26 protein-coding genes and 1 pseudogene are annotated in these 24,702 nt (G+C 72.8%); 9 read left to right on the top strand and 18 right to left on the bottom strand.

Going from position 1 to position 24,702, the window contains the following annotated elements:
- Positions 1-15 precede the first annotated feature (15 nt).
- Complete coding sequence (locus C3492_RS16165) at positions 16-786, top strand: FMN-binding protein (RefSeq protein WP_181140389.1); 771 nt, start codon at positions 16-18, stop codon at positions 784-786.
- 4 nt (positions 787-790) lie between these two features.
- Positions 791-1,582: an FAD:protein FMN transferase gene (locus tag C3492_RS16160; RefSeq protein WP_103812475.1), complete on the top strand. Its 792-nt coding sequence runs from the start codon at positions 791-793 to the stop codon at positions 1,580-1,582.
- Between the two features lie 291 nt (positions 1,583-1,873).
- Here the strand turns inward: C3492_RS16160 and C3492_RS16155 are convergent, their stop codons facing one another.
- The 11 genes from C3492_RS16155 to C3492_RS16105 form a co-directional block, all read right to left on the bottom strand.
- Positions 1,874-2,647 (bottom strand): hypothetical protein, encoded by a 774-nt coding sequence (locus C3492_RS16155; RefSeq protein WP_103812453.1) that lies wholly within the window; start codon positions 2,645-2,647, stop codon positions 1,874-1,876.
- A complete protein-coding gene (locus C3492_RS16150; RefSeq protein WP_103812452.1) occupies positions 2,637-3,224 on the bottom strand; it encodes an RNA polymerase sigma factor in 588 nt (195 codons plus the stop codon). The genes C3492_RS16155 and C3492_RS16150 overlap by 11 nt, the downstream gene beginning before the upstream one ends.
- 106 nt (positions 3,225-3,330) lie before the next feature.
- Entirely contained in the window at positions 3,331-3,876 is a 546-nt protein-coding gene (locus C3492_RS16145; protein WP_103812451.1) for an arginine repressor, read from the bottom strand.
- A 7-nt stretch (positions 3,877-3,883) separates the two neighbouring features.
- Positions 3,884-5,101: an acetylornithine transaminase gene (locus C3492_RS16140; protein WP_103812450.1), complete on the bottom strand. Its 1,218-nt coding sequence runs from the start codon at positions 5,099-5,101 to the stop codon at positions 3,884-3,886.
- Entirely contained in the window at positions 5,098-6,006 is a 909-nt protein-coding gene (gene argB, locus C3492_RS16135) for an acetylglutamate kinase (RefSeq protein ID WP_103812449.1), read from the bottom strand. The genes C3492_RS16140 and argB overlap by 4 nt, the downstream gene beginning before the upstream one ends.
- Positions 6,003-7,154 (bottom strand): bifunctional glutamate N-acetyltransferase/amino-acid acetyltransferase ArgJ, encoded by a 1,152-nt coding sequence (gene argJ / locus C3492_RS16130; RefSeq protein ID WP_103812448.1) that lies wholly within the window; start codon positions 7,152-7,154, stop codon positions 6,003-6,005. The genes argB and argJ overlap by 4 nt, the downstream gene beginning before the upstream one ends.
- A 115-nt stretch (positions 7,155-7,269) precedes the next feature.
- The gene (argC, locus tag C3492_RS16125; protein ID WP_103812474.1) at positions 7,270-8,298 is read right to left on the bottom strand and encodes an N-acetyl-gamma-glutamyl-phosphate reductase; all 1,029 of its coding nucleotides are present in this window, start codon (positions 8,296-8,298) and stop codon (positions 7,270-7,272) included.
- A gap of 46 nt (positions 8,299-8,344) precedes the next feature.
- Entirely contained in the window at positions 8,345-8,713 is a 369-nt protein-coding gene (locus C3492_RS16120) for a GtrA family protein (protein ID WP_103812447.1), read from the bottom strand.
- Positions 8,713-9,663 (bottom strand): glycosyltransferase family 2 protein, encoded by a 951-nt coding sequence (locus tag C3492_RS16115; RefSeq protein ID WP_103812446.1) that lies wholly within the window; start codon positions 9,661-9,663, stop codon positions 8,713-8,715. Before C3492_RS16115 ends, C3492_RS16120 begins: the two co-directional genes overlap by 1 nt.
- A gap of 22 nt (positions 9,664-9,685) precedes the next feature.
- Positions 9,686-12,238, bottom strand: a complete 2,553-nt coding sequence (locus tag C3492_RS16110) for a YfhO family protein (RefSeq protein WP_103812445.1) — start codon at positions 12,236-12,238, stop codon at positions 9,686-9,688.
- A gap of 247 nt (positions 12,239-12,485) precedes the next feature.
- Positions 12,486-13,088: an ABATE domain-containing protein gene (locus C3492_RS16105; RefSeq protein ID WP_258055731.1), complete on the bottom strand. Its 603-nt coding sequence runs from the start codon at positions 13,086-13,088 to the stop codon at positions 12,486-12,488.
- 82 nt (positions 13,089-13,170) lie between these two features.
- Here C3492_RS16105 and C3492_RS16100 point away from each other — a divergent pair, with 82 nt between their 5' ends.
- Together C3492_RS16100 and C3492_RS16095 are read left to right on the top strand one after the other, a co-directional pair.
- On the top strand, positions 13,171-14,403 hold the full coding sequence (locus C3492_RS16100; RefSeq protein WP_103812443.1) for a cysteine desulfurase: 1,233 nt from the start codon (positions 13,171-13,173) through the stop codon (positions 14,401-14,403).
- Between the two features lie 50 nt (positions 14,404-14,453).
- A complete protein-coding gene (locus tag C3492_RS16095; protein WP_103812442.1) occupies positions 14,454-14,894 on the top strand; it encodes a carboxymuconolactone decarboxylase family protein in 441 nt (146 codons plus the stop codon).
- Here C3492_RS16095 and C3492_RS16090 read toward each other — a convergent pair.
- Positions 14,881-15,480, bottom strand: a pseudogene (locus C3492_RS16090) (alpha-L-arabinofuranosidase C-terminal domain-containing protein); the annotation flags it as partial. The gene C3492_RS16095 and the pseudogene C3492_RS16090 overlap by 14 nt on opposite strands.
- A 134-nt stretch (positions 15,481-15,614) precedes the next feature.
- Between C3492_RS16090 and C3492_RS16085 the strand changes: the two are divergent.
- Entirely contained in the window at positions 15,615-16,091 is a 477-nt protein-coding gene (locus C3492_RS16085) for a DUF6314 family protein (RefSeq protein ID WP_103812441.1), read from the top strand.
- A gap of 79 nt (positions 16,092-16,170) precedes the next feature.
- Here the strand turns inward: C3492_RS16085 and C3492_RS16080 are convergent, their stop codons facing one another.
- From C3492_RS16080 to C3492_RS16070, 3 genes are read right to left on the bottom strand one after another with little or no spacing between them, the layout of a single operon-like run.
- Complete coding sequence (locus C3492_RS16080) at positions 16,171-16,761, bottom strand: histidine phosphatase family protein (protein ID WP_103812440.1); 591 nt, start codon at positions 16,759-16,761, stop codon at positions 16,171-16,173.
- A 49-nt stretch (positions 16,762-16,810) separates the two neighbouring features.
- Entirely contained in the window at positions 16,811-17,263 is a 453-nt protein-coding gene (locus tag C3492_RS16075) for a GNAT family N-acetyltransferase (protein WP_103812439.1), read from the bottom strand.
- Between the two features lie 10 nt (positions 17,264-17,273).
- Entirely contained in the window at positions 17,274-18,752 is a 1,479-nt protein-coding gene (locus C3492_RS16070) for a PLP-dependent aminotransferase family protein (protein ID WP_181140388.1), read from the bottom strand.
- Here C3492_RS16070 and C3492_RS16065 point away from each other — a divergent pair.
- Complete coding sequence (locus C3492_RS16065) at positions 18,751-19,662, top strand: DMT family transporter (RefSeq protein ID WP_181140387.1); 912 nt, start codon at positions 18,751-18,753, stop codon at positions 19,660-19,662. The genes C3492_RS16070 and C3492_RS16065 overlap by 2 nt on opposite strands.
- A 19-nt stretch (positions 19,663-19,681) precedes the next feature.
- Positions 19,682-19,879: a DUF1918 domain-containing protein gene (locus C3492_RS16060; RefSeq protein ID WP_103812437.1), complete on the top strand. Its 198-nt coding sequence runs from the start codon at positions 19,682-19,684 to the stop codon at positions 19,877-19,879.
- Here C3492_RS16060 and C3492_RS16055 read toward each other — a convergent pair whose 3' ends face one another.
- Positions 19,880-21,154 (bottom strand): family 10 glycosylhydrolase, encoded by a 1,275-nt coding sequence (locus tag C3492_RS16055; protein ID WP_181140386.1) that lies wholly within the window; start codon positions 21,152-21,154, stop codon positions 19,880-19,882.
- A gap of 171 nt (positions 21,155-21,325) precedes the next feature.
- Here C3492_RS16055 and C3492_RS16050 point away from each other — a divergent pair, with 171 nt between their 5' ends.
- Entirely contained in the window at positions 21,326-22,186 is an 861-nt protein-coding gene (locus C3492_RS16050; protein WP_103812435.1) for a 3-hydroxybutyryl-CoA dehydrogenase, read from the top strand.
- 194 nt (positions 22,187-22,380) lie between these two features.
- A complete protein-coding gene (locus C3492_RS16045) occupies positions 22,381-22,641 on the top strand; it encodes a hypothetical protein (RefSeq protein ID WP_103812434.1) in 261 nt (86 codons plus the stop codon).
- A gap of 8 nt (positions 22,642-22,649) precedes the next feature.
- Here the strand turns inward: C3492_RS16045 and C3492_RS16040 are convergent, their stop codons facing one another.
- Positions 22,650-23,189, bottom strand: coding sequence for an NUDIX hydrolase (locus C3492_RS16040; RefSeq protein ID WP_103812433.1), 540 nt, complete (start codon positions 23,187-23,189; stop codon positions 22,650-22,652).
- 65 nt (positions 23,190-23,254) lie between these two features.
- Positions 23,255-24,595 (bottom strand): transcriptional regulator, encoded by a 1,341-nt coding sequence (locus C3492_RS16035; RefSeq protein ID WP_103812432.1) that lies wholly within the window; start codon positions 24,593-24,595, stop codon positions 23,255-23,257.
- Between the last annotated feature and the right edge of the window lie 107 nt (positions 24,596-24,702).

Here is a 24,702-nt window from a genome sequence, read left to right as displayed (position 1 = left end):
CGGAGCTGCGAACCGATGAGGAAGAGCCACCCCGTGCGGCGGGTCGTGCTGGCCACCGCCGCGACCGTGTCCGGTGTCGTGCTGCTGCTGTCGCTGAAGCCGGCGTCGGATCCGGCCGCCGCGTCGGCTGCGGGCGCGGCCCCGCAGCCGACGGCGGCCGGGCAGGAGTCGCCGCAGGGCGGAGCCCGGGGCGCGGCCCCGGCCGGCTCCGGCACGGTGACCGGTGACGCGGCGCAGACGCAGTACGGTGCCGTGCAGGTACGGCTGACCGTGAGCGGCGGGAAGATCACCAAGGCCGAGGCGGTCCAGGCGCCCAAGGGCGGCCTCAGCGACCAGAAGACGCAGCTCGCCGTCCCGAAACTCAACCAGGAAGCCGTGGCGGCGGGAACGGCGGACATCGACGCCGTCTCCGGGGCGACGTACACGAGCGAGGGCTACAAGAAGTCGTTGCAGTCCGCGCTGGACAAGATCAAGCCGGCGTCGTCGGGTACCTCCGGTGCGGCCGGCGCGGCGGCGCGGACCGTCACCGGGAAGGCCGTGCGGACCCAGTACGGGCCGGTCCAGGTCCGGATCACGGTCAGCGACGGGAAGATCACCGAGGCGGAGGCGGTGCAGGCCCCCAAGGGCGGCCTCAGCGACCAGAAGACGCAGCTCGCCGTCCCGAAACTCAACCAGGAAGCCGTGGCGGCGGGAACGGCGGACATCGACGCCGTCTCGGGAGCCACCTACACCAGCACCGGCTACCGGCAGTCCCTCCAGTCGGCCCTGGACCAGGCCGGTGGCTGACACGGTGGCCGAGCCGGCGAAGGCACCCGCCGCGGTGCGTCACGCGGAGGAGGTCATGGGGACGGTCTTCTCCTTCGACGTCCGCGGCGGGGATCCGGACGCGGTACGGGCGGCGCTCGCCGAGGCCGTCGCCGGGCTGCACCGGGCGGACGCGCTCTTCAGCACCTACCGCGAGGACAGCGAGGTGTCACGGCTGGCCCGGGGGGAACTGGACGCCTCGGGGTGCGCTCCCGAGGTGGCCGAGGTGCTGGAGCTGGCGGCCGAGGCGGAGCGGGTGAGCGAGGGGTGGTTCAGCACGCGCTACCGGGGCCCGCTGGACCCCACCGGCATCGTCAAGGGCTGGGCGACCGAGCGGGCGGCGCGGATGCTGGCCGCGGTGGCCGGGGTGCGGGGGGTGAGCGTCAACGGGGGCGGGGACGTGCAGCTGCTGGGCGCGCCGGAGCCGCAGCGTTCCTGGCGGGTGGGGGTGGCCGATCCGCTCCGGCCCGGCGGGCTGGCGGCGGTCGTCTCGGCGGCGGGCACGGAGGAGTTGGCGGTGGCGACGTCCGGCACGGCGGAGCGGGGGGCGCACATCGTCGATCCGCGCACCGGTCGGTCCGCGGTGACGGACCTGGTGGCGGTCACTGTGGTGGGGCCGCGTCTGACGTTCGTCGACTGCTGGGCCACGGCCGCGTTCGCGATGGGTTCGCGGGCGGCACTGGCCTGGCTGGAGTCCCTGCCGGACGCGGAGGCCCTGCTGATCACCGCCGGCGACGAGGTGCGGTGCACCGGGGGGCTGGCGGCACGGCTGGGCTGAGAGCGGCCGGCTCCCGGGTCACGCGGCCTCCCGGTCCACGCGGCCCCCGGTCCACCGTCCGGAAGCTTTTCCTCCGACGGGGCCGGCACCGGTGGCCCGGCCGGCCGGTGGCCGCGGCTGGAGCGCGGGGCGCCGCCGGTCGCGTCCCGGCGGCGCCTGCCGGCCCCTGTCGCCGCCGCCGTCGACGGCTGTCTGCGCGCCGATCCGGCGTCGCGGCCCACTGTCGCCGAGCTGGCCGCCGCACTGGAGGCGGCGCTTGCCGTCCCGCCCCGCGGTGGCTGAGCGGACGGTTCACGCCTCCGGGGCGAGGACCTGCCCCTTCCGTAGCTGCGCGGTGGCGAGGACGGTGCCGTCGGGCGACGTCAGACGGGCTCCGGAGTACCGGGTGAGGTCGACGGGAACCACCACGCCCCAGCTGCCGTGGCCGTCGCGCACGGGGAAGTCGCCGACGCGGACGCTGGTGCCGTCGGCGCGCTCCAGGAAACAGGTGGCCGTTCCGGTGTACCGGGTGCCGGGGCGGGTGAGGGCGACGGACACGAAGATCCAGCCGGGGGTGCCGGGGTGGGCGTAGAGCTCGCCGACGGGCTGCCCGCCGCGCCCGGCCGGGGTCATGTCCCCGACGAGCACCGGCTCGGACTCGACGGCGGGCGGTGGCGAGGCGGTGACCTCCTCGACGGCGGTGCCGACCGCCCAGCCGGCGAATCCGACGGCGACGGCGCACGCGGCACCGACCGCGGCGACCCGTACCCGGGCCCGCCGGGCGCCGTGGCGAAGGCCCCGCCGTGAGCGCCCGAAGACGCCCGTCGGGCGCTGTCCCCCGGGTGCCGGCGTGGACTGGGCGAGGCCGCGCGCCACGCGGGTCTCGAAGCCGGGCGGCGGCTCGCGGTCCGGCAGCAGTCCGGCCAGCCGGTCGCCGACCAGGGTCAGTTGCCGGATGTACTCCCGGCAGTCCGCGCACCGGTCCAGATGGGCGACCGCCTCGGCCCGCTCCCGGCCGGGCAGCACGCCCAGCGCCAGCTCGGGACCGATCTCCCGCAGCTTCTCGCAGTTCGCTTCACTGGACATGGTCGCCTCGTTCCGGAGAAGCGACGGTGGTGCGCAGCCGTGCCATCGCCGTCCTGATCCGCGTCTTGGCGGTACCCAGCGGGATCCTCTCCGCGTCGGCGACCTGCTGGGCCGTCATGCCGTAGATGCCGGCCATCATCAGCGCCCTGGCCTGTTCCCGTGGCAGCCGTGCCAGGGCGGAGCGGACCTGGGCGGAGGCCTCGTCGGCCAGCGCCCACCGCTCGGGGGTCTCGGTGACCGCGTCCAGCAGGTCTTCGAGGTCCTCGGGTGCCAGCGGCTCCGTCCGCCGGGCCCGGATCGCGTCGACGGCCAGGTTGTGCGCGATGGTCGTCAGCCAGGTCATGACCGAGCCCCGGCGCGAGTCGTAGATCTGCGCATGACGCCACGCGCGCTCGAACGTCTGCTGGGCGACGTCCTCGGCGAGCTGCTGGTCCCCGGTGACGGCCATGGCCACACCGAAGACCCGGTGCTGGAACCTCCGTACGAAGATCACGGCCAGCTCCGGATCGCCGGCGGCCAGCCCGGACAGCAGAGCCTCGTCCGGGAGGCGGCCGACGGGGAACCGATATCCCGCCACACCTCTGTATACGTTCGACGGCCGCCAGGGGATTGTCCGTCTCCCCGGCCGCTCGCCGCGGAAGATCACATGCCCATTCTGCGTCGGCCGGCCGGGCCCCGCACGGTCAGTGCCCGTTCTGCGCCAGCCGCAGCAGATGGTCCGCCAGGGCCTGGCCCCCGCTGGGGTCCCTGCTGATCAGCAGCAACGTGTCGTCACCGGCGATCGTCCCCAGGATGTCGTGCAACTCCGCCTGGTCGATAGCGGAGGCGAGGAACTGCGCGGCCCCCGGAGGAGTCCGCAGGACCACCAGATTCGCCGAGGCCTCCGCGGAGATCAGCAGCTCCTGGGAGAGCCGCCGCATCCGCTCCTCCTTGGCCGACTCCCCCAGCGGAGCCCGCGGCGTACGGAAGCCGCCCTCGCTCGGCACCGCGTAGATCAGGTCGCCGTCGGTGTTGCGGATCTTCACCGCGTTCAGCTCGTCGAGATCCCGGCTGAGCGTCGCCTGTGTCACGCTCAGCCCGTCGTCGGCGAGCAGCTTCGCCAGCTGGCTCTGCGACCGCACCGGCTGCCGGTTGAGGATGTCCACGATCCGGCGGTGCCGTGCGGTGCGGGTCTGGGGCACGGCGGGCCCGGCACCGTTTCCCGCCTCGTGGTCCTGCGCCTCGCTCATCGTCGTCTCATTCTCCGGATCGTCCGTCCCCGTCCACCGGGTTCGCCGCGTCGAGGATGCCGGGCAGCGCCCGGAGCAGCGCACCCGCCTCGTCGTCGCGGAGGTTCAGCGGCGGCATGAGCCGTACGACGTCGGGGGCGGGCGCGTTCACCAGGAACCCGGCTTCCTGGGCCGCCTGCTGCACCTGCGGTGCGCGCGGCCCGGTGAGCACGATACCCAGGAGCAGGCCCGCACCACGGACATGATCGATCAACGGGTGGTTCAGGCCCTCGACGCCGTCCCGCAACCTCTCGCTCTGCCGCTTGACGTTGTCGAGCAGGCCCTCGCCCTCGATCGTGTCGAGCACGGCGAGTCCGGCGGCGCAGGCGACCGGGTTGCCGCCGAAGGTGGTCCCGTGCTGGCCGGGCCGCAGCAGTTCGGCGGCCCGCCCGAAGGCCACGGTCGCGCCGAGCGGCAGCCCGCCGCCGAGCTGTTTGGCGAGGGTGACGACGTCGGGCAGGACGCCCTCGTGGGCCTGGTACTCGAACCAGGTGCCGGTCCGCCCGATGCCGGTCTGCACCTCGTCCAGGACGAGCAGCGCACCCGTGGCGGCGGTGATCGCGCGGGCCGCCTTGAGGTAGCCGGCCGGGGGCACGACCACGCCGTTCTCGCCCTGGATCGGCTCGATGACCACCAGGGCGGTGTCCTCGGTGACCGCTGCGGCCAGCGCCTGCGCGTCGCCGTAGGGGACGTGGGTGACCTCGCCGGGCAGCGGCCGGAAGGGGTCCTGCTTGGCGGGCTGGCCGGTGAGCGCGAGGGCGCCCATCGTGCGGCCGTGGAAGCCGCCGTCGGTGGCGACCATGTGGGTGCGCCCGGTGAGCCGGCCGATCTTGATGGCGGCCTCGTTGGCCTCGGCGCCGGAGTTGCAGAAGAAGACCCGGCCCTCCCGGCCGAACAGCGTCAGGAGCCGTTCGGCGAGGGCGACGGTGGGCTCGGCCATGAAGAAGTTGGAGATGTGGCCGAGGGAGCCGATCTGCCGGGTCACGGCCTCGACGATCGCGGGGTGGGCGTGGCCGAGTGCGTTGGTGGCGATGCCGCCGACGAAGTCGAGGTACTGCCGGCCCTCGGCGTCCCAGACCCTGGTGCCCTCGCCGCGGACGAGGGGCAGCCGGGGGGTGCCGTAGTTGTTCATGAGCGCGCCCTGCCAGCGCTCGGTCAGCTCCTGGTTGCCCTGGTGGCCCGTCACTGCGCGTCCCCCTCAAGCTCGTCGGGCACGACCATGGTGCCGATGCCCTCGTCGGTGAAGATCTCCAGCAGGATCGAGTGCTGGACCCGGCCGTCGATGACGCGGGCGGTCGTCACGCCGTTGCGCACGGCGTGCAGGCAGCCCTCCATCTTCGGCACCATGCCGGAACTCAGCTCCGGCAGCAGCTTCTCCAGCTGGGAAGCGGTGAGCCGGCTGATCACCTCGTCGGAGTTCGGCCAGTCCTCGTAGAGGCCCTCGACGTCGGTGAGGACCATGAGGGTCTCGGCGCCCAGTGCCGCAGCGAGTGCCGCAGCCGCCGTATCAGCATTGACGTTGTAGACATGTCCGTCGTCCTTGGAGCGGGCGATCGAGGAGACGACCGGGATACGGCCGTCGGCCAGCAGTGCCTCGATCGCGCCGGTGTCGATCTCGGTGATCTCGCCGACCCGGCCGATGTCGACCAGCTCGCCGTCGATCTCCGGCTGGTGCTTGGTGGCGGTGATGGTGTGCGCGTCCTCGCCGGTCAGGCCGACGGCGAGCGGACCGTGCTGGTTGAGCAGGCCGACCAGCTCGCGCTGCACCTGTCCGGCGAGCACCATCCGTACGACGTCCATGGCGTCCTCGGTGGTGACGCGCAGCCCCGCCTTGAATTCGCTGACGATGCCGTGCCGGTCGAGGGCGGCGCTGATCTGCGGGCCGCCCCCGTGCACGACGACCGGCTTGAGGCCGGCGTGCCGCAGGAAGACGACGTCCTGGGCGAAGGCGGCCTTCAGATCCTCGTTCACCATGGCGTTGCCGCCGAACTTGATGACGACGATCTTGCCGTGGTGCCGGGTCAGCCAGGGCAGTGCCTCGATGAGGATCCGGGCCTTCGGCAGTGCCGTGTGTTTCCGCGTCGTGGTCATGAGGAGTAGGCGCTGTTCTCGTGGACGTAGTCGGCGGTCAGGTCGTTGGTCCAGATGGTCGCGGTCTCGGTGCCCGCGGCGAGGTCGGCCACGATGTGGACCTCGCGGTAGCGCATGTCGACCAGGTCGCGGTCCTCGCCGACGCTGCCGTTCTTGCAGACCCAGACGCCGTTGATGGCGACGTTGAGCTGGTCCGGCTCGAAGGCGGCCGTCGTGGTGCCGATCGCGGAGAGCACGCGGCCCCAGTTGGGGTCCTCGCCGTGGATCGCGCACTTGAGGAGGTTGTTGCGGGCGATGGAGCGGCCCACCTCGACGGCGTCCTCCTCGCTCGCCGCGTTGACCACCTCGACCTTGATGTCCTTGCTGGCGCCCTCGGCGTCGCCGATGAGCTGCCGGCCGAGGTCGGCGCAGACCTGCCGGACGGCCTCGGCGAACTCCTCGTACTCCGGGGCGACGCCGGAGGCGCCGGAGGCGAGCAGCAGGACGGTGTCGTTGGTGGACATGCAGCCGTCGGAGTCGACACGGTCGAAGGTGACCTTGGTCGCCGCGCGCAGGGCCTTGTCCAGGGTCTCGTCGCCGAGGTCGGCGTCGGTGGTGAGGACGACGAGCATGGTGGCGAGGCCCGGTGCGAGCATGCCGGCGCCCTTGGCCATGCCGCCGACGGTCCAGCCGTCCTTGGTCACCACCGACGTCTTGTGGACGGTGTCGGTGGTCTTGATGGCGATGGCGGCCTTCTCGCCGCCGTGCTCGCTCAAGGAGGCGGCGGCCGTCTCCACGCCCTTGAGGACCTTGTCCATGGGGAGCAGCACGCCGATCAGGCCGGTGGAGCAGACGGCGACCTCGATGGCCCCTAGGCCGAGCACCTCGGCGGCCTTCTCGGCGGTGGCGTGGGTGTCCTGGAAGCCCTGGGGGCCGGTACAGGCGTTGGCGCCGCCGGAGTTGAGGACGACCGCGGAGACCTGGCCGCCCTTGAGGACCTGCTCCGACCAGAGCACCGGCGCGGCCTTCACACGGTTGGAGGTGAAGACGCCCGCGGCGGTACGGCGCGGCCCGTTGTTGACCACGAGGGCCAGGTCGGGGTTGCCGTTCTCCTTGATCCCGGCGGCGATGCCCGCCGCCGTGAATCCCTTGGCTGCCGTGACGCTCACTGCATCTCCTTGTTCGCTTCTCCGCCCGTGCAGCGCAGCGGTGCGGCCATCGTCGTCGTCTGCGGCCCGGCGGCTGCACGTACTCCCCCAGCTACCGCTGGGAGGTGCCCCCAGCTCACGGTGCGACTCCGATCGTGGAAAGCCCGGTGGTCTCGTCGAGACCGAGGGCGATGTTCATGCTCTGGACGGCACCGCCCGCGGTGCCCTTGGTCAGGTTGTCGATGGCGCTGATCGCGATGATGCGGCCCACGGACTCGTCGTACGCGACCTGCACCTGAACGGCGTTGGAACCGTGGACGGACGCCGTCGCGGGCCACCGGCCCTCGGGGAGCAGGTGGACGAAGGGCTCGTCGGCGTAGGCCTTCTCGTAGGCGGCGCGCACCGCGTCGGCCGTGACCCCCTCGGCGGCGGATGCGCTGCACGTGGCGAGGATCCCGCGCGGCATCGGCGCGAGGGTCGGCGTGAAGGAGACCTTCACGGTCTGTCCGGCCACCCCGCTGAGGTTCTGGATCATCTCGGGGGTGTGCCGGTGGCCGCCGCCGACGCCGTACGGCGACATGGACCCCATGACCTCGCTGCCGAGCAGGTGCGGCTTGGGTGCCTTGCCCGCGCCGGAGGTCCCGGACGCGGCGACGACCACCGCCTCGGGCTCGGCGAGTCCGGCGGCGTAGGCCGGGAACAGGGCCAGGGAGACGGCGGTGGGGTAGCAACCGGGCACCGCGATGCGCTTGGACCCCTCCAGCGCGGCGCGGGCACCCGGAAGTTCGGGGAGGCCGTAGGGCCAGGTGCCGGCGTGCGGGGAGCCGTAGAACCTCTCCCAGTCGGCCGGGTCCTTGAGCCGGAAGTCGGCGCCCATGTCGATCACGAGGACCTCGGGGCCGAGCTGCTCGGCGACGGCGGCGGACTGCCCGTGCGGCAGCGCGAGGAAGACCACGTCGTGCCCGGCGAGGGCCTCGGGGGTCGTCTCGGACAGCACGCGGTCGGCCAGCGGCAGCAGATGCGGCTGGAGGGCGCCGAGCCGCTGTCCGGCGTTGGAGTTCCCGGTCAGGGCACCGATCTCGACCCCGGGGTGCGCGAGGAGCAGGCGCAGGACCTCTCCGCCCGCGTATCCGCTCGCTCCGGCCACCGCCGCACGTACCGCCATGTCCATCCTCCTCCTGGATGGCATGACTATACGTATCGCTGCACGTTTATGCAATCGATCGGGGCAGCATCACCCAACGGGAGACGACGAAGGTGACCGGGATCGCCGCCGCGGAGGCGAGCAGGGGGGCGAAGCGGCTGCCGGCGTGCAGGAGGTCGACGATCACGTAGACGCCTGCCGTGGTGATCAGGAAATTGGTCACGTTCGTCAGCGGGAACAGCAGGAATTTCCGCCAGGTGGGGCGCGTCCGGTAGGTGAAGCGGGCGTTCAGGAAAAAGGAACCGATCATGCTGAGCAGAAAGGCCAGGATGTGGGCGGCCAGATAAGGAAGGGCGGTCAGGAACAACAGGTAGAGACAGTAGTAGGTCGCCGTGTTCACGACGCCGACCGCCGCGAAGGTCAGGATCTGCCGCATCAGGGGATGAGATCTTTCGTCCGTTCCACGTTGGTCGCCTTCACCAGGAAGTGCGGGCGCCCCTTCACCTCGTAGTAGATGCGGCCGGTGTACTCCCCGACGACTCCCAGCATGACCATCTGGACGCCCGCGAGGGCGGTGACGGCGGTGATGATGGTCACATAGCCGGGGGTCTGCACGCCGTTGACGAGCGCGGCGCCCACGATCCAGGCGGTGTAGAGGCCCGCGCACAGCAGCAGGCCCACACCCAGCCAGAGGGCGGCGCGCAGTGGGCGGTTGTTGAAGGACAGCAGTCCGTCGAGGCCGTAGTTGAGCAGGCCGCGCAGGTTCCAGGAGCTGCGGCCTGCCTCGCGCGCGGCGTTCTGGTACTCGAAGGTGGTGCTCGGGAAGCCCACCCAGGCGAACAGGCCCTTGGAGAACCGGTTGGTCTCGGTGAGGGCCAGCACCGCGTCCACCACCCGGCGTGACAGCAGCCGGAAGTCCCCGACGCCGTCGACGAGTTCGACGTCGACCAGGCGGTTGACGAGCCGGTAGTACAGCCGGGCGGTGAGGGTCCGGGTGAGCCGGTCGCCGGTGCGGGTGCGCTTGGCGATGACCTGGTCGTAGCCCTGTTCGCGCAGTTCGATCATGCGTTTGACCAGTGCCGGCGGGTGCTGGAGGTCGGCGTCCATGACGATCACCGAGTCGCCCGAGGCGTGCCGCAGGCCGGCGAGCAGGGCCGCCTCCTTGCCGAAGTTGCGGCTGAAGGAGACGTAGCGCACCCGGGAGTCGAGGTCCGCCAGCTCCTTGAGGACCGGGAGCGTACGGTCCCGGCTGCCGTCGTCGACGTACACGAACTCCATGTCGTGGCCGAGGGGCAGCAGTTCCTCGGCGACCTTCTGGACCTCCTGGTGGAAGCGGGCGAGGACGTCTTCCTCGTTGTAGCAGGGCGCGACGATCGATATCAGCATGCGGGGTCCCCCCTGGGCGCGGTCAGGAAGCGGTGGTCACGCGCTCGCGCGGTGATGTGGTCGTGGGCGGCGCCGAGGCGCGCCGGCGGCGGACGGCGGTGAGGGCGGTGAGCAGGACGAGCGTCAGCAGCGAGGCGGCGCCCACGGTCGTGCCCAGCCGTAGGCCGGGTGGGTGGAAGGTGCAGGTCAGGCTGGTGGCGGTGCCGTCGAGGGGCACGGCGATCAGACCGTGGAAGGCGTCGGCGGGCCGCTCGGGTCCGTCGCCGGTGGCGCAGCGCCAGCCGGCGATCCGGGGAGCCGCGACGACCGCGATGCCCTTGCTGCCGGCGCGCAGCCGGGCCCGCACCGTGGCGCCGGAGACGGTCACCTCGGTCGCGCCGGTCGCCTTCAGACGGGCGGCGGCGTCGGCCAGCCGGGCCGTGTCCAGGCAGCCGACGGCGGCGGACGGGATGCGGCCGGGCCGGTCCGGGGTCAGCTCGATCCGCAGCGACCCCGAGGCGGGGGCGGTGCCGAGCGGCTCCAGGGCGGCGCGGTTGCGCGGGAACTCGAACCGGAACCGGGCGGACTCCCCGGCGCCGGCCAGCCGCGCGGTGCCGGAGAAGTGCGGGGCCCAGAGGTGGACCTGGGTGCCGGCCGGGCACCGGGCGGTGATCACCGGCCGGGCCAGGGCGTTCCCGGTGCCGACCCGGCGGGACGGTACCGGCCGCCCGTCGTCGTCGAGCACGGTGACGCGGGGCACGGTGTAGACGCGGCTGCCGAGCAGCAGTTCCTGGTTGCGGTACGGCGACGGTCCGAACGGTGTCCTGTCGGGCGCGGCCCGGACGGTGACCAGGGGCGGGACGTCCCGGCGGGTGACGGTCACCGGGCCGGCCTGCGGGGAGAGGTACTTCTGGTGCGGGTCGGGCGGGGAGTGCACCCGGGCGCCGACGGAGAAGACGACGTCCGTGACGGCGTTGTCCAGGCTCTGCAGGTTGCGGCCGCGCGAGGTCCAGCCGTCGCCGAGGGCGGTGAGGGTGCGGCTGAGGACGTCCGGGGTCAGGCTGCTGTAGTACTGGGCGCCCTCGCCGCCCACCAGCAGCGGGTCGTTGCCGACGGTCTGCTCGCGGCCGGGGTCGGTGCGGTACCGCGGCCAGTCGTCGGCCTGGGCGATCGCCGCCGCCTGCGTCTCCTGCCGCTCGCCCCAGGGCTCGTAGTCGTCCAGGTGCCCCAGGCGCAGCCGGGTGGCCACGGCCGAGGTGGCGGCCGTCTCGCCCACCTGGGCGCCGAGGAGCAGGACGACGGCCAGCCCGGCGAGCCGGGCGCGGTGCCCGGCGCGGCCCAGCAGGACCAGGCCGCCGACGGCGCCCGCGAGGGCGAGCAGCAGCACCGGCCAGGTGTACGGCCGGACGAGCGCGCTGCGGCTCGCGACGGCGACGATCAGCAGGAGCAGGGCGGTCGCGGCAGCCAGGGCGCGCCGGTCGGGCAGGCCGTACGCCACGGCGTGCCAGGCGGCGACGACGAGCAGGCCGCACAGCACGAACGTCTGCCGGTAGGGGCTGCCCTGCGGGGTGGCGAAGGCGTGCCACAGCAGATGGGTGGGGCCCCACTGGAGGGAGAGGCCCACCAGGAGCGCCAGCGCCGTCCAGCCGGCGCGCACCGGGACCGGGACCGCGCGGTGGAAGGGCAGGGCGAGCGCGAGGAGCAGGGCGGTGATGCCGACGTAGAGGGCCGGGGAGCCGAAGCCGTAGGTCGCGGGCAGCAGCCGGGCGGCCACGTCCTCGGTGGGTACGGGGGCGAACTGGCGTACGCGTCCGGGGTAGGCGTGCTTCGTGCCGAAGTAGACGACCGTCACGAGCGGGGCGGCGAGGCCGATGCCGAGGGCGGTGGCGAGGGTGGCGCGGCCGGCCGCGGCGAGCGCCTGCCGGCGCGGCGGCCGGGCGAGCAGCAGGCGCAGCAGCAGGACCAGGGCGGCGCCGAGGGTGGCCATGTAGGCGGTGTAGAAGTTGGCGGTCCAGGCGAGAGCGACGATCAGGACGCCGGTCAGGCGCCGGCGTCCGGTGAGCGCCCACTCGCCGACCAGGCACAGCAGCGGCAGGGCGATCAGGCCGTCGAGCCACATCGGGTTGTAGGAGGCGTCGGCCGTGCTCCAGCCGCACAGCGCGTACGCGGCGCCGAGCAGGCCCGCCGCCCACCAGCGGCCCGGCCGCAGGGTGAGCAGCAGCCAGGCCATGGCCGCCGCGGCGGTGGCGGTCTTCAGGAGCGTGACGACGTAGACGGCGAGGTCGATCTCGTCGCGCGGGAAGAGGGCGACGAGCAGGGCGTAGGGGCTGCCGAGGTAGGTGCCGAGGTCGGGCAGGAAGCTCGTGCCGTAGCCGGACTGCCAGTTGACGAGGAGGCCGCCGTGGGCCCTGCCGTGCAGCAGGTCCCACAGGTGGGCGTGGAAGGGCACGTACTGGTTGCCGAGGTCGTTGACGCTGCGGGTGCGGGGGCCGAAGGGATAGCTGCGCGCCAGTGCGTCACCGGCGCAGAACGCGGTGACCGTGACGGCGGCGGCGAGCAGGGCGGCGGCCTGCCGCGACCGGGGGATCGCTTTCACACCCTGTTCCTGTCCGGGTGTCGCGGCGGGTTCCCGTGCGCCGTGTCATTTTCGCCGGGCGTTGTATTGCGGTGCATTTTCGGCGGTCCTCGCAGAATGTGTGCCCCATCGATTCGCCGACTTAGACGGAGCGTGATTCCGGATGGTTGTGCGCTCATCGAAAAGTGAGGCGACATCTTCCGAATACGGGAAACACCGCGTGAATTACATGTCCACTCGGAAAACATTCGCTTTCCGAGAGGTGTTCTCAGGGTGAACCGGCTTTGCGGGCCGCGTAGGCCCGGGCCGCCCGGACCCGGTTGCCGCACTTGGTGGTGCACCAGCGACGGGCGCCGTGGGAGCGCAGGAACCAGCGGGCGCACCCCTGGGCGGCGCACTCGGTGAGCAGGTCCGCGTCGGCGCCGGTGAGCAGGTCGGTGGCGTCCTCGGCGAGCTGGGAGAGCGCGGCGGCGGCCGGGTTGCCGGAGTCGGGGACGTCGGCGCGGCGGGGGCCGTCGGCGGTCCAGGCCAGCCGTGGGGTGGCGGGGGCGGCGGCGAGGGTGGCGTTGAGGGTGTCGAGGGCGTCGGCGGGCGGCCGCGCTCCGGTGGCCCGGGCGGCGAACAGGGCCCGCAGCGCCTCGCGCAGGGTCCTCAGCCGGCCGGACTGCCTGCCGTTCAGGCTCACCCGGTCGGGCAGCAGCGCGTGCCGGACCAGCCACAGATGCGCGGCCTCGGCGTCGTCGAGCAGGTCGACCTGGCCGTGGCTGACCGTGAACCGCGTGTTGACCAGCGCCAGCGCGGCGTAACGGTCCTCGCCGGGGACGGGGAGCCGGTGCAGGTAGACGGGGGCCTCGTGATCCACGGCTCTCATGGTAATCCTTGCGGTTCTCCGTGAGGAGGTCTTAGCGTGTCTCACGGAGAACCGAGTACAAAACCGTGAGAGGTGAGCCGTCGTGGGCTTCGACGTGGACGCGCTGCGCAAGGACTTCCCGATCCTTCGGCGGACAGTGGCGAGCGGCGCGCCGCTCGTCTACCTGGACTCCGGGGCGACCACCCAGAAGCCGCTCCAGGTGCTGGACGCCGAGCGGGACTTCTACCTCACGCACAACGCGGCCGTGCACCGCGGCGCGCACCAGCTGGCGGGCGAGGCGACGGAGGCGTACGAACAGGCCCGGCAGACGGTCGCCCGGTTCATCGGCGCGGCCGACGACGAGGTGGTCTTCACCAAGAACACCACCGAGGGCATCAACCTGGTCGCCTACGCGCTGGGCAACGCCGGCCGGCTCGGCCCCGGCGACCGGATCGTGGTGACCGAGATGGAGCACCACGCGAACCTGGTCCCCTGGCAGCAGCTCGCCGAGCGGACCGGCGCGACGCTCGACTGGTTCGGCCTCACCGACGACGGCCGCCTCGATCTGTCCCGGACGGACGAGCTGCTCGACGAGCGCACCAGGGTGCTCGCGCTCACCCACCAGTCCAACGTCCTGGGCACGCTGAACCCGGTGCGCGCACTCGCCGACCGCGCGCACGCGCACGGCGCCCTGGTGGTCGTGGACGGTGCCCAGTCCGTCCCGCACCGCCCGGTCGACGTGGGTGGGCTGGGCGCGGACTTCCTCGCCTTCTCCGGGCACAAGATGCTCGGCCCGAACGGCGTCGGCGTGCTGTGGGGCCGCGCCGAGCTCCTCGCCGGGCTGCCGCCGTTCCTGACCGGCGGCTCGATGATCGAGATCGTGGAGATGGACCGCACCACCTTCCTGCCGCCGCCGCAGCGCTTCGAGGCGGGTGTGCCCATGACCGCGCAGGCGGTGGGGCTCGCGGCGGCGGTGGAGTACCTGGAGCGGCTGGGCATGGCCGAGGTGGCGGCGCACGAGGACGCGCTCACCGCCCGCGCCCTTCAGCTGCTCGCCGAGGTGCCCGGGGTCCGGGTGGTCGGTCCCGCCGACCTCACCGACCGGGGCTCGGCCGTCTCCTTCACGGTCGACGGCATCCACCCGCACGACGTCGGCCAGGTGCTGGACGAGCGGGGCGTCGCCGTCCGCGTCGGCCACCACTGCGCCCGCCCGGTCGTCCGCCGCTACGGCATCCCGGCGACCACCCGGGCGAGCTTCTACGTCTACAACACGCCGGAGGAGGTGGACGCCTTGGTGGACGGCGTCCGAGCGGCGCAGAAGTACTTCGGGGGGTGACCGGCAGCGCGCTTGCGTTGGAGTGTGCTCCAGCTCCTACGGTTGCGGTCATGAGCAACGAACACAGCAGCACCCGTGACGAGCGTTTCGCCCACGGCCTGGAGGTCCTGCGGAAGGTCGACGGCGAGGCCGGGCAGCGGGTCGTGGACTCGCTCGCCGACATCAGCCCGGAGCTGGGGCACCAGGTCGTCGCCTGGGCCTTCGGGGAGATCTACGACCGGCCCGGGCTCGCCCCGCGCGACCGCCAGCTGGTCACGCTGGGCATGCTCACCGCGCTCGGCGGCTGCGAGGCCCAGCTGGACGTGCACGTGAACGCGGCCCTGAACGTCGGGCTCACGCCCGAGGAGATCACGGAGGCGCTGCTGCACTCCGCCGTCTACTGCGGCATGCCGAAGGCGCTCAACGCCACCTTCACGGCGAAGAAGGTCTTCGCCGAGCACGGGCTGCTGCCGATGGGACAGCAGCCCGCGCCCGCGGCTACCTCTGCCTGATCCTCAGGAAGGTGACGGAGTTCGCCGGGAAGGTGTACGTGAACCGGTCGGCGGCCCCCGTGAAGGTGGACGTCCGCGGGGCGACCGCCGTGGACGTCTCGGTGTTCACCGCGTCCGGCGCGGCGGCGAGTGTCGTCACCTTCGCCTGCGGCGCGACGTCGGCACCGCCGAGGTCGACGGCCGTACGGGCCGCGGCGGACTGGGCGTTGACGACCTTGACGATCAGCTCGCCGGTCTTCGTGTCCCGGGTGACGACCTGGCGGAACGGTTCGGCCGGCTTGTCGTCGGTGAAGCCGCCCCACTCCTCGCCGTCGAGGTACAGGCTGACCTGGCGGCCGCGCACCTTGATGTCGACGTCGTAGGCGCGGCCGGTCTCGACCGATCCGGCCTTGGAGACCAGCGTGGACTTGCCGCCGTCCACGGCCTGCTCCACGGCGGTCCGGGTGTTGTTCCAGCCGCTGATGTTCCACCAGTAGTAGTTCCCGGTGTCCTTGACGCCGAAGGCGACGAGGACACCTTCCTCGCCGGATTTCTTGGGCGGCCGCGGCGAGCAGGACAGCGCTCGTGCCCAGGCCGAGTCTCCAGCGGGCGGTGCGTGACATGGATACTCCGCGGCTCGTTGTTCGAAATATCAGACATTGGTCAGCACTTCGAACGCACGAGGGGAAGGGGCATGAGCGCGTCAATGGTGCGGGGCGGGGGCCGCGTAAGCTCCGGGGCATGCGTGAGTTCTGGCCGGTGCCCGACGTGCTGGCCCATCTGGCCGGGCGCTGGCACGTCGAGCGCGACGTGCGGGACCTGGCGAGCGGGGACGAGGGGCACTTCACGGGGACGACCGTCTTCACCGCGCTGGACGGCGGCGGCCTGCTGCACGAGGAGTCCGGCACCTTCACCTGGCAGGGGGTGGCACGGCCCGCCACCCGGACCCTGCGCTTCCTGCCGGGGACCGGGCCTGGCCGGGCCGACGTGCGGTTCGCGGACGGGCGGCCCTTCCACGAACTGGACCTGACCACGGGCCGGTACGTCGCCGACCACCCCTGCGCGGCCGACCTCTACCGCGGCGAGTTCACCGTCCGGGACGCCGACCACTGGCGCACGGTGTGGCGGGTCGGCGGGCCGGCGAAGGACCTCGTCCTCACCACCGACTACGTGCGCGAAGGAGCGACCGGACAGGCGCGCCGTCCGCAGAGGTGGTGACGCGCAGCGTGGGCGACCGACGACAACGCGGCGGATGTGCGGGCCAGACCCCGCGGCGCCGGGAGGATCGGAACAGGCCCTAGCGGCGCGCCTGGGCCGGGACGCCGTCGAAGCGGAGGTTCCAGCGGCCGGCGCGGCCCGTGACCGTCGTCGTGGACAGCGGGCGGACGTCGATGTTCCAGTAGGTCGAGGGAGGCGCCTTCAGGGCGTAGACCAGGGCCGCCCGGATAACGGACGGCTCGGCCACCGCGACGATCCGGCCGCCGTCGTCCGCCGGCCGGGTGTCCAGCCAGCCGCCGACCCGGGAGATGAACGCCAGCAGCGACTCGCCGCCGTGCGGGGTGGACCGCGGGTCGGCGAGCCAGGCGTCCACCGCCTCCGGCTCCCGGGCCATCGCCTCGCCCAGCGTCAGCCCCCGCCAGCGCCCCATGTCGCAGTCCCGCAGCGCCAGCTGGACCAGCGGGGCGTACCCCAGGGCGTCGCCGGTGGCCCGGCTGCGCGGCGTCGGCGAGCAGTAGCGCAACTCGGCCGCGGCCAGCGGCAGCAGGTCCCCGGCGACGCGCTGCACCTCGTCCCAGCCGCCCTGGTCCAGCGGCCGGTCGTCCTCGAAGCGCTCCGCGAGCAGCGCGGCACCGCGCGCGGCGGCGACGAACGTCACCCTCAGTGGCATGCGGTGATGGTGGGCCCCGGCGAGCAGCAGGTCAAGAGAGGGTGCGCGGTCAGGCGTCGGCCGTCTGCCCGAAGGTGTGCACCATGTACAGCTCGGGACGGTCCAGCGGCCGGAAGCCCAGCTTCTCGTAGACCCCGTGCGCGTCCTGCGTCGCCAGCAGCAGCCGGCGCAGGCCGAGCGGCTCCAGGTGGCCGCGGATCCGGGCGACGAACGCCGTGCCGACGCCCTTCCCACGGACCGCGGGGTCGACGTACACATCGGCGAGCCAGGCGAAGAGCGCCTGGTCGGTGACCACGCGCGCGTACGCCACCTGCTCCCCCGAGGCCGTGTCGTACACCCCGAAGTTCAGCGAGGACGCCATCGCCCGCTGGTGCTTCTCGCGCGGACGGCCGATCGCCCAGTACGCGTCGGACGACAGCCAGCCGTGCACGCGCTCCACGTCGACCCGGCCGGAGTCGGCGGAGAACTCGTACCCCTCGGGAAGGTCAGGTGTATCGCTCATGCGGCGATCCTCACAGGCCCGGCTGCTCGGTGACGAGCGGATTTCGCACGGTCTCGTCGTACGCCGCCCGCAGCCGCCGCACCCCCTCCGCGATCTCCCCGGTGCCGGCGACCGCCGCGAAGCTCAGGCGGAGGTGGGCCGCGGGGGGTTCGGCGCTGAAGTAGGGGCGGCCCGGGGTGACGGCGACGCCGGCGCGCAGGGCCGCCGCGGTCAGCGCGGCCTCTCCCCCGGAGCCGACGGCACCGTCGGGCAGGCGCACCCACAGGTGGTAGCCGCCGGACGGGATGTGCGGCAGGGCGAGCTCGGGAAGCCGCCGGGCGAGGGCGCTGGTCAGGGCGTCACGTCGGGTCTTCAGCTCGGCCGACAACGCCCGCAGGTGGCGGGGCCAGGCCGGGGAGCCGACGAGTTCCAGGGCGGCCTCCTGGAGCGGCCGGGGGACGAAGAAGCTGTCCACGACCTGGATGGCGCGCAGCCGTTCCAGCACCGGGCCGTGCGCGGCCAGGGCGCTCACCCGGAAGCTGGGCGAGGTCGCCTTGGTCAGCGAGCCGACATGGACGACCACACCGTCCGGGTCGTCGGCGGCCAGGGGGCGGGGCAGCGGGGCGGCGTCGGCGTGCACGAGCCGGCGGACGTAGTCGTCCTCGACGACGAACGCGCCGGCCTCGCGGGCGATGCGCAGGACCTCGGTGCGCCGGGCGGGAGCCAGCACGGCGCCGGTGGGGTTCTGGAACAGCGGCTGGCAGACGAAGACACGGGCCCCGGTGGCGTGGAAGGCGTCCGCGAGCAGGTCCGGGCGGACCCCGTCGGGGTCGACGGGCACCGGGACGGGCCGCAGTCCGGCCGCGCGGGCGAGGGCCAGCATGCCGGGGTAGGTGGGTGACTCCACCAGCACCGGGGCGCCGGGCGGGGCGAGCGCCCGCAGGGCGGTGGCCAGCGCGGCCTGCCCGCCCGCCGCGATCAGCACCTCGGCCGCGGTGACGGCGCCGCCGATCCCACGCGCGAACCACTCCCGCAGCTCCGGCAGCCCTTCCAGTGGCGGTCTCCCCCAGGCGCCGGGGCGCCGCCCGGCCCGGGCCAGGGCCGCCGCCATGGCGCGCTCCGGCTGGAGCGAGGGGTGCAGATAGCCGCCGCTGAGCTCCAGGACCCCGGGGGGTGGTGCGGCCAGCGAGACCGTGACGCCGGAGGCGTCCACCGTGCGGGGTACGAGGTCGGCGGCGCCGTCGGCACTCAGCGCGACCTCCTGCCAGGAGGTGTCCCCGGCCGGGGTCTCGCTCCGCCGCGGCCGGGCCCGGAAGGCGCCCGCACCCGGCCGGGTGACCACCAGGCCCTCGGCGGCGAGCTGGGCGAGCGCCCGGGAGACGGTCACGGGGCTCACCCGGAACCGCTCGACCAGCGCCCGGCTCGACGGGAGCTTTCCACCAGGAGAGTAGCGGTCGAGCTCTCTCCGCAACTGTTCCGCCAGCTCACCCACACTGCTACGCTCATGCATGAGAGTACAGAGTAGCGCTACCGCCACGAGTTCGATAGCAGTCACCGCCTCCGGGGAGTTCCGGGGACTCGGCACCGTCCAGGCCGCCCTCGGCGTGGTCGCCTTCTCGCTGACCTTCCCCGCGACCGCCTGGGGCCTGGAGAGCTTCGGCCCGTGGTCGCTGGTGGCGGTGCGCGGTGTCCTCGCCGCGCTCGTCGCCGGCGGCTGTCTGCTCGCCCTGCGGGTACGGCTTCCGGCTCGGCGGCATCTGGCCGGGCTCGCCGTGGTCGCCGCCGGAGTGGTGCTCGGCTTCCCGATGCTGACCACGCTCGCGCTCCAGACGTCCACCACCGCCCACGCGGCCGTCGTGGTGGGTCTGCTGCCGCTGACCACCGCGGTGTTCTCGGCCCTGCGCACCGGCGCCCGGCCCTCCCGCCGGTTCTGGCTGGCGGCCGTGGCGGGCGCGGCGGCGGTGCTCGCCTTCACCGTCGGCCAGAGCGGTGGGGCGCTCACCGCGGCCGACGCCTACCTCTTCGGCGCGCTGCTGGTGTGCGCGGCCGGGTACACGGAGGGCGGCCGGCTGGCCCGGATCATGCCGGGCTGGCAGGTCATCGGCTGGGCGCTGGTGCTGTGCCTGCCGCTGACCGTGCCGGCCGCGGCGCTGGCGCTGTCGTACGAGCCGGTGCACCTGAGCGTGCACGGGGTCGCCGGCCTGGTGTGGGTGGCGCTGGGTTCGCAGTTCCTCGGCCTGGTCGTCTGGTACCGGGGGATGGCGGCCATCGGCATCCCCCGGGCCAGCCAGTTGCAGTTGGCTCAGCCCCTGCTCACACTGGTGTGGTCGGCGCTGCTGCTGGGCGAGCACTTCACGGTGGCCGCTCCCCTGACCGCCCTCGCCGTGCTCGTGTGCATCGCCGTCACTCAGCGGTCGTGATCGTGAGGAGGGCCTGTAGATGCGCGCATCCAAGGGCGACAAGCTGGTCCAGCACGGCCGGGTGGTGGGTCAGCACGACCACGTCTCGGAAGTCGTAGAAGTGCTCGGGCAGGAGGGCAACCCGCCGTACCGCGTCCGTTTCGAGGACGGGCACGAGGCGATCATGTCCCCCGGGCCCGACTGCCAGGTCAAGCACAAGGACGAGCAACAGCAGTAGTCAGCGCGGTGGCTCCGCCGGCCCCGGGTAGTGGTCGGCGACCACCCGTGCCATCGCCCCGATCGGATCGGCCGCCAGGTCCGCCGCGGCGAAGAACACGTGCCCGCGCACCTGCGGGTACCGGGCGGCGAGGGTCAGGTGCCGGGACAGCTCGACCGGGTCCCGCCAGGCCGACGACTCTCCGGCGGCGCCCGCCCGGTACAGGGCCTCGCCGATGTACAGATGGGTCCTGGTGCCCTTCGCGACCTCCGCCCACCACGCCAGGAGCCGGGCGTAGTCGGCGGCGGAGTACCCGATGTGCCAGTAGAGCTGCGGGACGATGTAGTCGATCCAGTGGTTGCGGACCCAGGCGCGGGTGTCCGCGTACAGGTCGTCGTACGTCTCCACGCCCGCCTGGGTGTCGGAGCCGCGCGGGTCGGTCGACGCGTTGCGCCACACCCCGAAGGGGCTGACCCCGAACCGGGTGCCGGGCCGTACCCGCTTGATGCCGGCGGCCATCTCCCGTACCAGGGTGTCGGTGTTGTCCCGGCGCCAGGCGGCCCGGGAGGAGAAGGCGCCGCCGTGGCGGTCGTACGCGTCGTCGTCGTCGAAGGTCTGCCCGTCGACCGGATAGGGGTAGAAGTAGTCGTCGAAGTGGACGGCGTCGACCGGGTAGCGGGCGACCGCGTCGAGCATCGCCTGCTGCACGAAGGCGCGGACCTCGGGCAGGCCGGGGTTGTAGTAGAGCCGGCCGCCGTAGGGCACCACCCAGTCGGGGTGCCTGCGGGCCGGGTGCGAGGCGGCCAGCCGGCCGGGTTCGGTGTGCTGGGCGATCCGGTACGGGTTGAACCAGGCGTGCAGCTCCAGGCCCCGGGCGTGCGCCTCCGTCACGGCCGTGCCGAGCGGGTCCCAGCCCGGGTGCCTGCCCTGGGTGCCGGTGAGGTACTCGGACCAGGGTTCGTACGGCGACGGCCACAGCGCGTCGGCCGTGGGCCGCACCTGGAGGATCACCGTGTTGAGCCGGTCGCGGACCGCGCGGTCGAGGTGGGCGACGAGCTCCTTGCGCTGCGCGCTCGCCGTGAGGCCGGTCCGCGAGGGCCAGTCCCGGTTGACCACGGTCGCGATCCAGACGCCCCGCATCCCGGTGCTCGCGCGCGCGGCGCGGTCGGTGGGGTGCCGCACCGGACCGGCCCGGCCCGGCTCCGGGATCGCCGGACTCCTCGTCGGCACGGCCGGTGCCGTCGCCAGGGTGGACAGCGCGCCCAGGGCGAAGGTCCGCCGCGACATGCGCCCCATCGGCACACCCCCATACGCTCCGGATCCGCTCCGTCACGGATCGTTCCGCGGTTCAGGATGCCCCCACCCCGGCGATCGATCATCGATACTTGGCGGTAACGTGCACGATCGGAGCAGGCGCCGAACCCGGAGGTCTGCCAGCGAGCCGGAGAACTCAGCGAAGGGAACGATGTGACCGACATCGAGCGCGTCGGAGTCGTGGGCTGCGGCCAGATGGGCGCGGGCATCGCCGAGGTGTGCGCCCGCGCGGGACTGGACGTGAAGGTCGCCGAGACCACCGGCGAAGCCCTGGAGATCGGCCGTACCCGGCTGTACAACTCCCTGGCCAAGGCGGCCGAGCGCGGCAAGATCACCGAGGAGGAGCGGGACGCCACCCAGGCGCGGCTGAGCTTCACCACCGACCTCGGCGAGTTCGCCGACCGGGACCTGGTGATCGAGGCCGTCGTCGAGAACGAGCAGGTGAAGACCGAGATCTTCCAGGTGCTCGACCAGGTGGTCACCCGGCCGGACGCGATCCTGGCCTCCAACACCTCCTCGATCCCGCTGGTGAAGCTGGCGGTCGCCACCTCCCGCCCGGACCACGTCGTCGGCGTCCACTTCTTCAACCCGGCCCCGGTGCAGCAGCTGGTCGAGCTGATCCCGGCGCTCACCACCTCCGAGGGCACGCTCAGCCGCGCCCAGGTCTTCGCCGAGAAGGTGCTCGGCAAGCACGCCATCCGCGCCCAGGACCGCTCCGGCTTCGTGGTGAACGCGCTGCTCGTGCCGTACCTGCTGTCCGCGATCCGGATGTTCGAGTCGGGCATCGCGAGCCGCGAGGACATCGACAACGGCATGGAGATGGGCTGCGCCCACCCGATGGGTCCGCTGAAGCTGTCCGACCTGATCGGCCTGGACACCATCGTCTCCATCGCCAACTCGATGTACGCCGAGTACAAGGAGCCGCTGTACGCCGCTCCCCCGCTGCTCCAGCGCATGGTGGAGGCGGGCCGGCTCGGCCGGAAGACCGGCTCCGGTTTCTACACGTACGGCTGATCACGGAGAGCGACGGCCGCGGGCCCGGCACCGGATTTCGGTGCCGGGCCCATCTGTTTCACACACCGTGTGCGCGCCGGGCACGCATATGCCCTTCGCACACGCTCCCCACGCGCCCACCAGGCGAGTTGACTCATCATGCGCATGCAAGGGATGCGGAACCATCCATTTCGACCACCGAAAGGAGCGGACCTGTGACCGCCGAACCGGAGCATCCCGTGGTCCATGGAGAACTCGCAGAGTTACGGCGCCGCCTCGACGTGGCCTATGCCCGTGTCGAGGGAGGACTGGCGCTGCTGCGTCACCGTACCGAGGAGACCGCCAAGGAGCTGGACGAGCTGAACACCCGGATGGCCTCGCTGGAACACGCACGCTGGCCGCTGCCCTCGCTTGCCGCGCTGACCGCGCTCGGTGCGCTGGTGGTGACGGTCTGGCAGGCGCTGGCGACCCACTAGCCGCCGGCTCACCGGCCTTCGGCGAGCCTGAGGTGGTGCAGCAGGAGTAACGCGGCCGCCATGTTGGCGGCCGGGACCTCCCCACGGGCGATCAGGTCGGGGACGACTTTCAGGGGGACCCATTCCCGACGGTCCGACTCGAAGTCGTCCACGGGGTGTCCGACGTACTCGCCCCGGTCGGACCAGTAGACGTGGTGCCGGGCGTCGGTGAGGCCGTTGGACGGCTCCACGCTCATCAGGTGGTGCAGGGGCCCCGGCCGCCAGCCGGTCTCCTCCTCCAGCTCCCGGGCCGCCGCGCTCGCGATGTCCTCGCCGTCCTCGACGACGCCCGCGGCCAGCTCCCAGCCCCAGCTGTCGGTGATGAAGCGGTGCCGCCACAGCAGCAGCACCTCGTTCGCCTCGTTGACCACCGTGGCCACGGCCACGGGGCGCAGCCGGATCAGGAAGTGGTCGAGGTGCCGGCCGTCCGGCAGCTCGACATCCGCGAGATTGACGCTGAACCAGCGGTTTTCATATACGGTTTGTTCGCTTTGTTTCGTCCACTGCACGGTTCTGCCACCTTCCGCCGAGTAAGTGGCAATATCGCAGCAGGGACGGTGTGCCCACAGGGGGCCTACAGGGGTACGCGCAGTGCCCCGTCGATGAGTTCGGCGGCTTCGGCGGTGCCGGCCGAGCCGCAACGCACCAGATGCTCGCGCACCGCGCGCAGTCTGTCGCGCAGCCGCTGGGACTCCATTCCCCGTGCCTGCTCCGCCATCTGCACGGCGGTGGCGACGGCCTTGTCGGCGTTGCCCTGGCGCAGTTCGATGGTGCTGAGCATGGCCAGCCGGTGCACCCGTCCCCGGTCGTGGGCCGGGTTGTCGACGGCCGCCGCCGCGTGTTCCCGGGCGGCGGCGAGTTCCCCGAGGCTCAACAGCGCCTCGGCCACCTGCACGTTGACCAGGCCCGGCTGCACGTACCCGGTCTCGTCGGGCTCGTAGCCCCGCCGGATCCGCTCGGCCGCCGTCTCCGCCCGCCGGATGCAGGACAGCGCGCTGCCGCTGTCCCCGAGGTGCGCGTACGCCTTGGCCTGCATCGCGTACAGGTCGGAGGCGAGCGCCGGGGTGATGTGCCGGCCGGCGGCACGCAGGGCGGCCTCGGCGAAGGCGACGGCCTGCCGGTACTCCCGCATGAACAACGACTGGTTGACCAGCAGTGCGATGACGTACGCACCGAGGCCCCGGTCGCCGCTGGCCTTGGCCAGCCGCAGCGCCTGATGGAAGTAGCGCTGGGCGAGTCCGTGCGCGTCGGAGTCGTAGGCGCAGATGCCCGCGATCGCCACCAACCCGCCCGTGGCCCGGTGCAGTTGACGGCCGGTGGCGTCGGTGTAGCTGCCGCGCAGCAGCGGCGCGGCCTCGGCGTTGAGGAACCCGACGATCCGTGTCCGGGTCGCGATGCCACCGGCCTTGCGGTACATCTGCTCGTAGTGCGTCCGGGCGGCGCGCAGCATCTCGATGTCGGCCGTGGTGACCGGGTGCCGGCCGCCCCGGGAGACGTCGACGTCCTCGGGCGGGTTCTCCCACTCCCACACCGGCATCACCGCGGGGGTCCCGGTGACGGCCGGGGCGCCGAGCACATGGGGCCGCTGCTGTTCGTCCGAGCGCCACAGGGCGGTGGCCCGCTCCACGAACCCGCCCAGCGAACCGGCGTGCGGGGTGCTGGGCTCACCGGGCACGCCGAGCCCGATGTCGTCGAGCGTGACGGGGCGTTGCAGCCGTGCCGCGAGCACCTCGCAGATCAGGTCCGGGACCTGGCCGCGGGGCCGCTGGCCCTTCAACCAGCGTGCCACGGCGGTGTGTTCGTACCGCAGCGCGAGTCCGCGTCTGCGGCCCGCCTGGTTGACGTGGGCGGCGAGACCGGCGTGCGAGATGCCCGCCTCGTCCAGGATGGCGTCGAGCAGGGTGTTGGGCTGCATGGGATGCCCCCCGAGTGGCCTGGTGCGGTCAGCGTAGTGGCCCGGCGTTCACACGGGGTGTGAACGGAGTGCCCGTATCCGTGGCGTACGCGCGCTGTTGCGCAGCG

Origin of the sequence: Streptomyces sp. Ru62 (genome assembly GCF_002920615.1) — a bacterium.
Taxonomy (GTDB): Bacteria; Actinomycetota; Actinomycetes; order Streptomycetales; family Streptomycetaceae; genus Streptomyces.
Note: the sequence above shows the minus strand (reverse complement) of the source record. Positions and strands in the feature narration are given on the sequence as shown.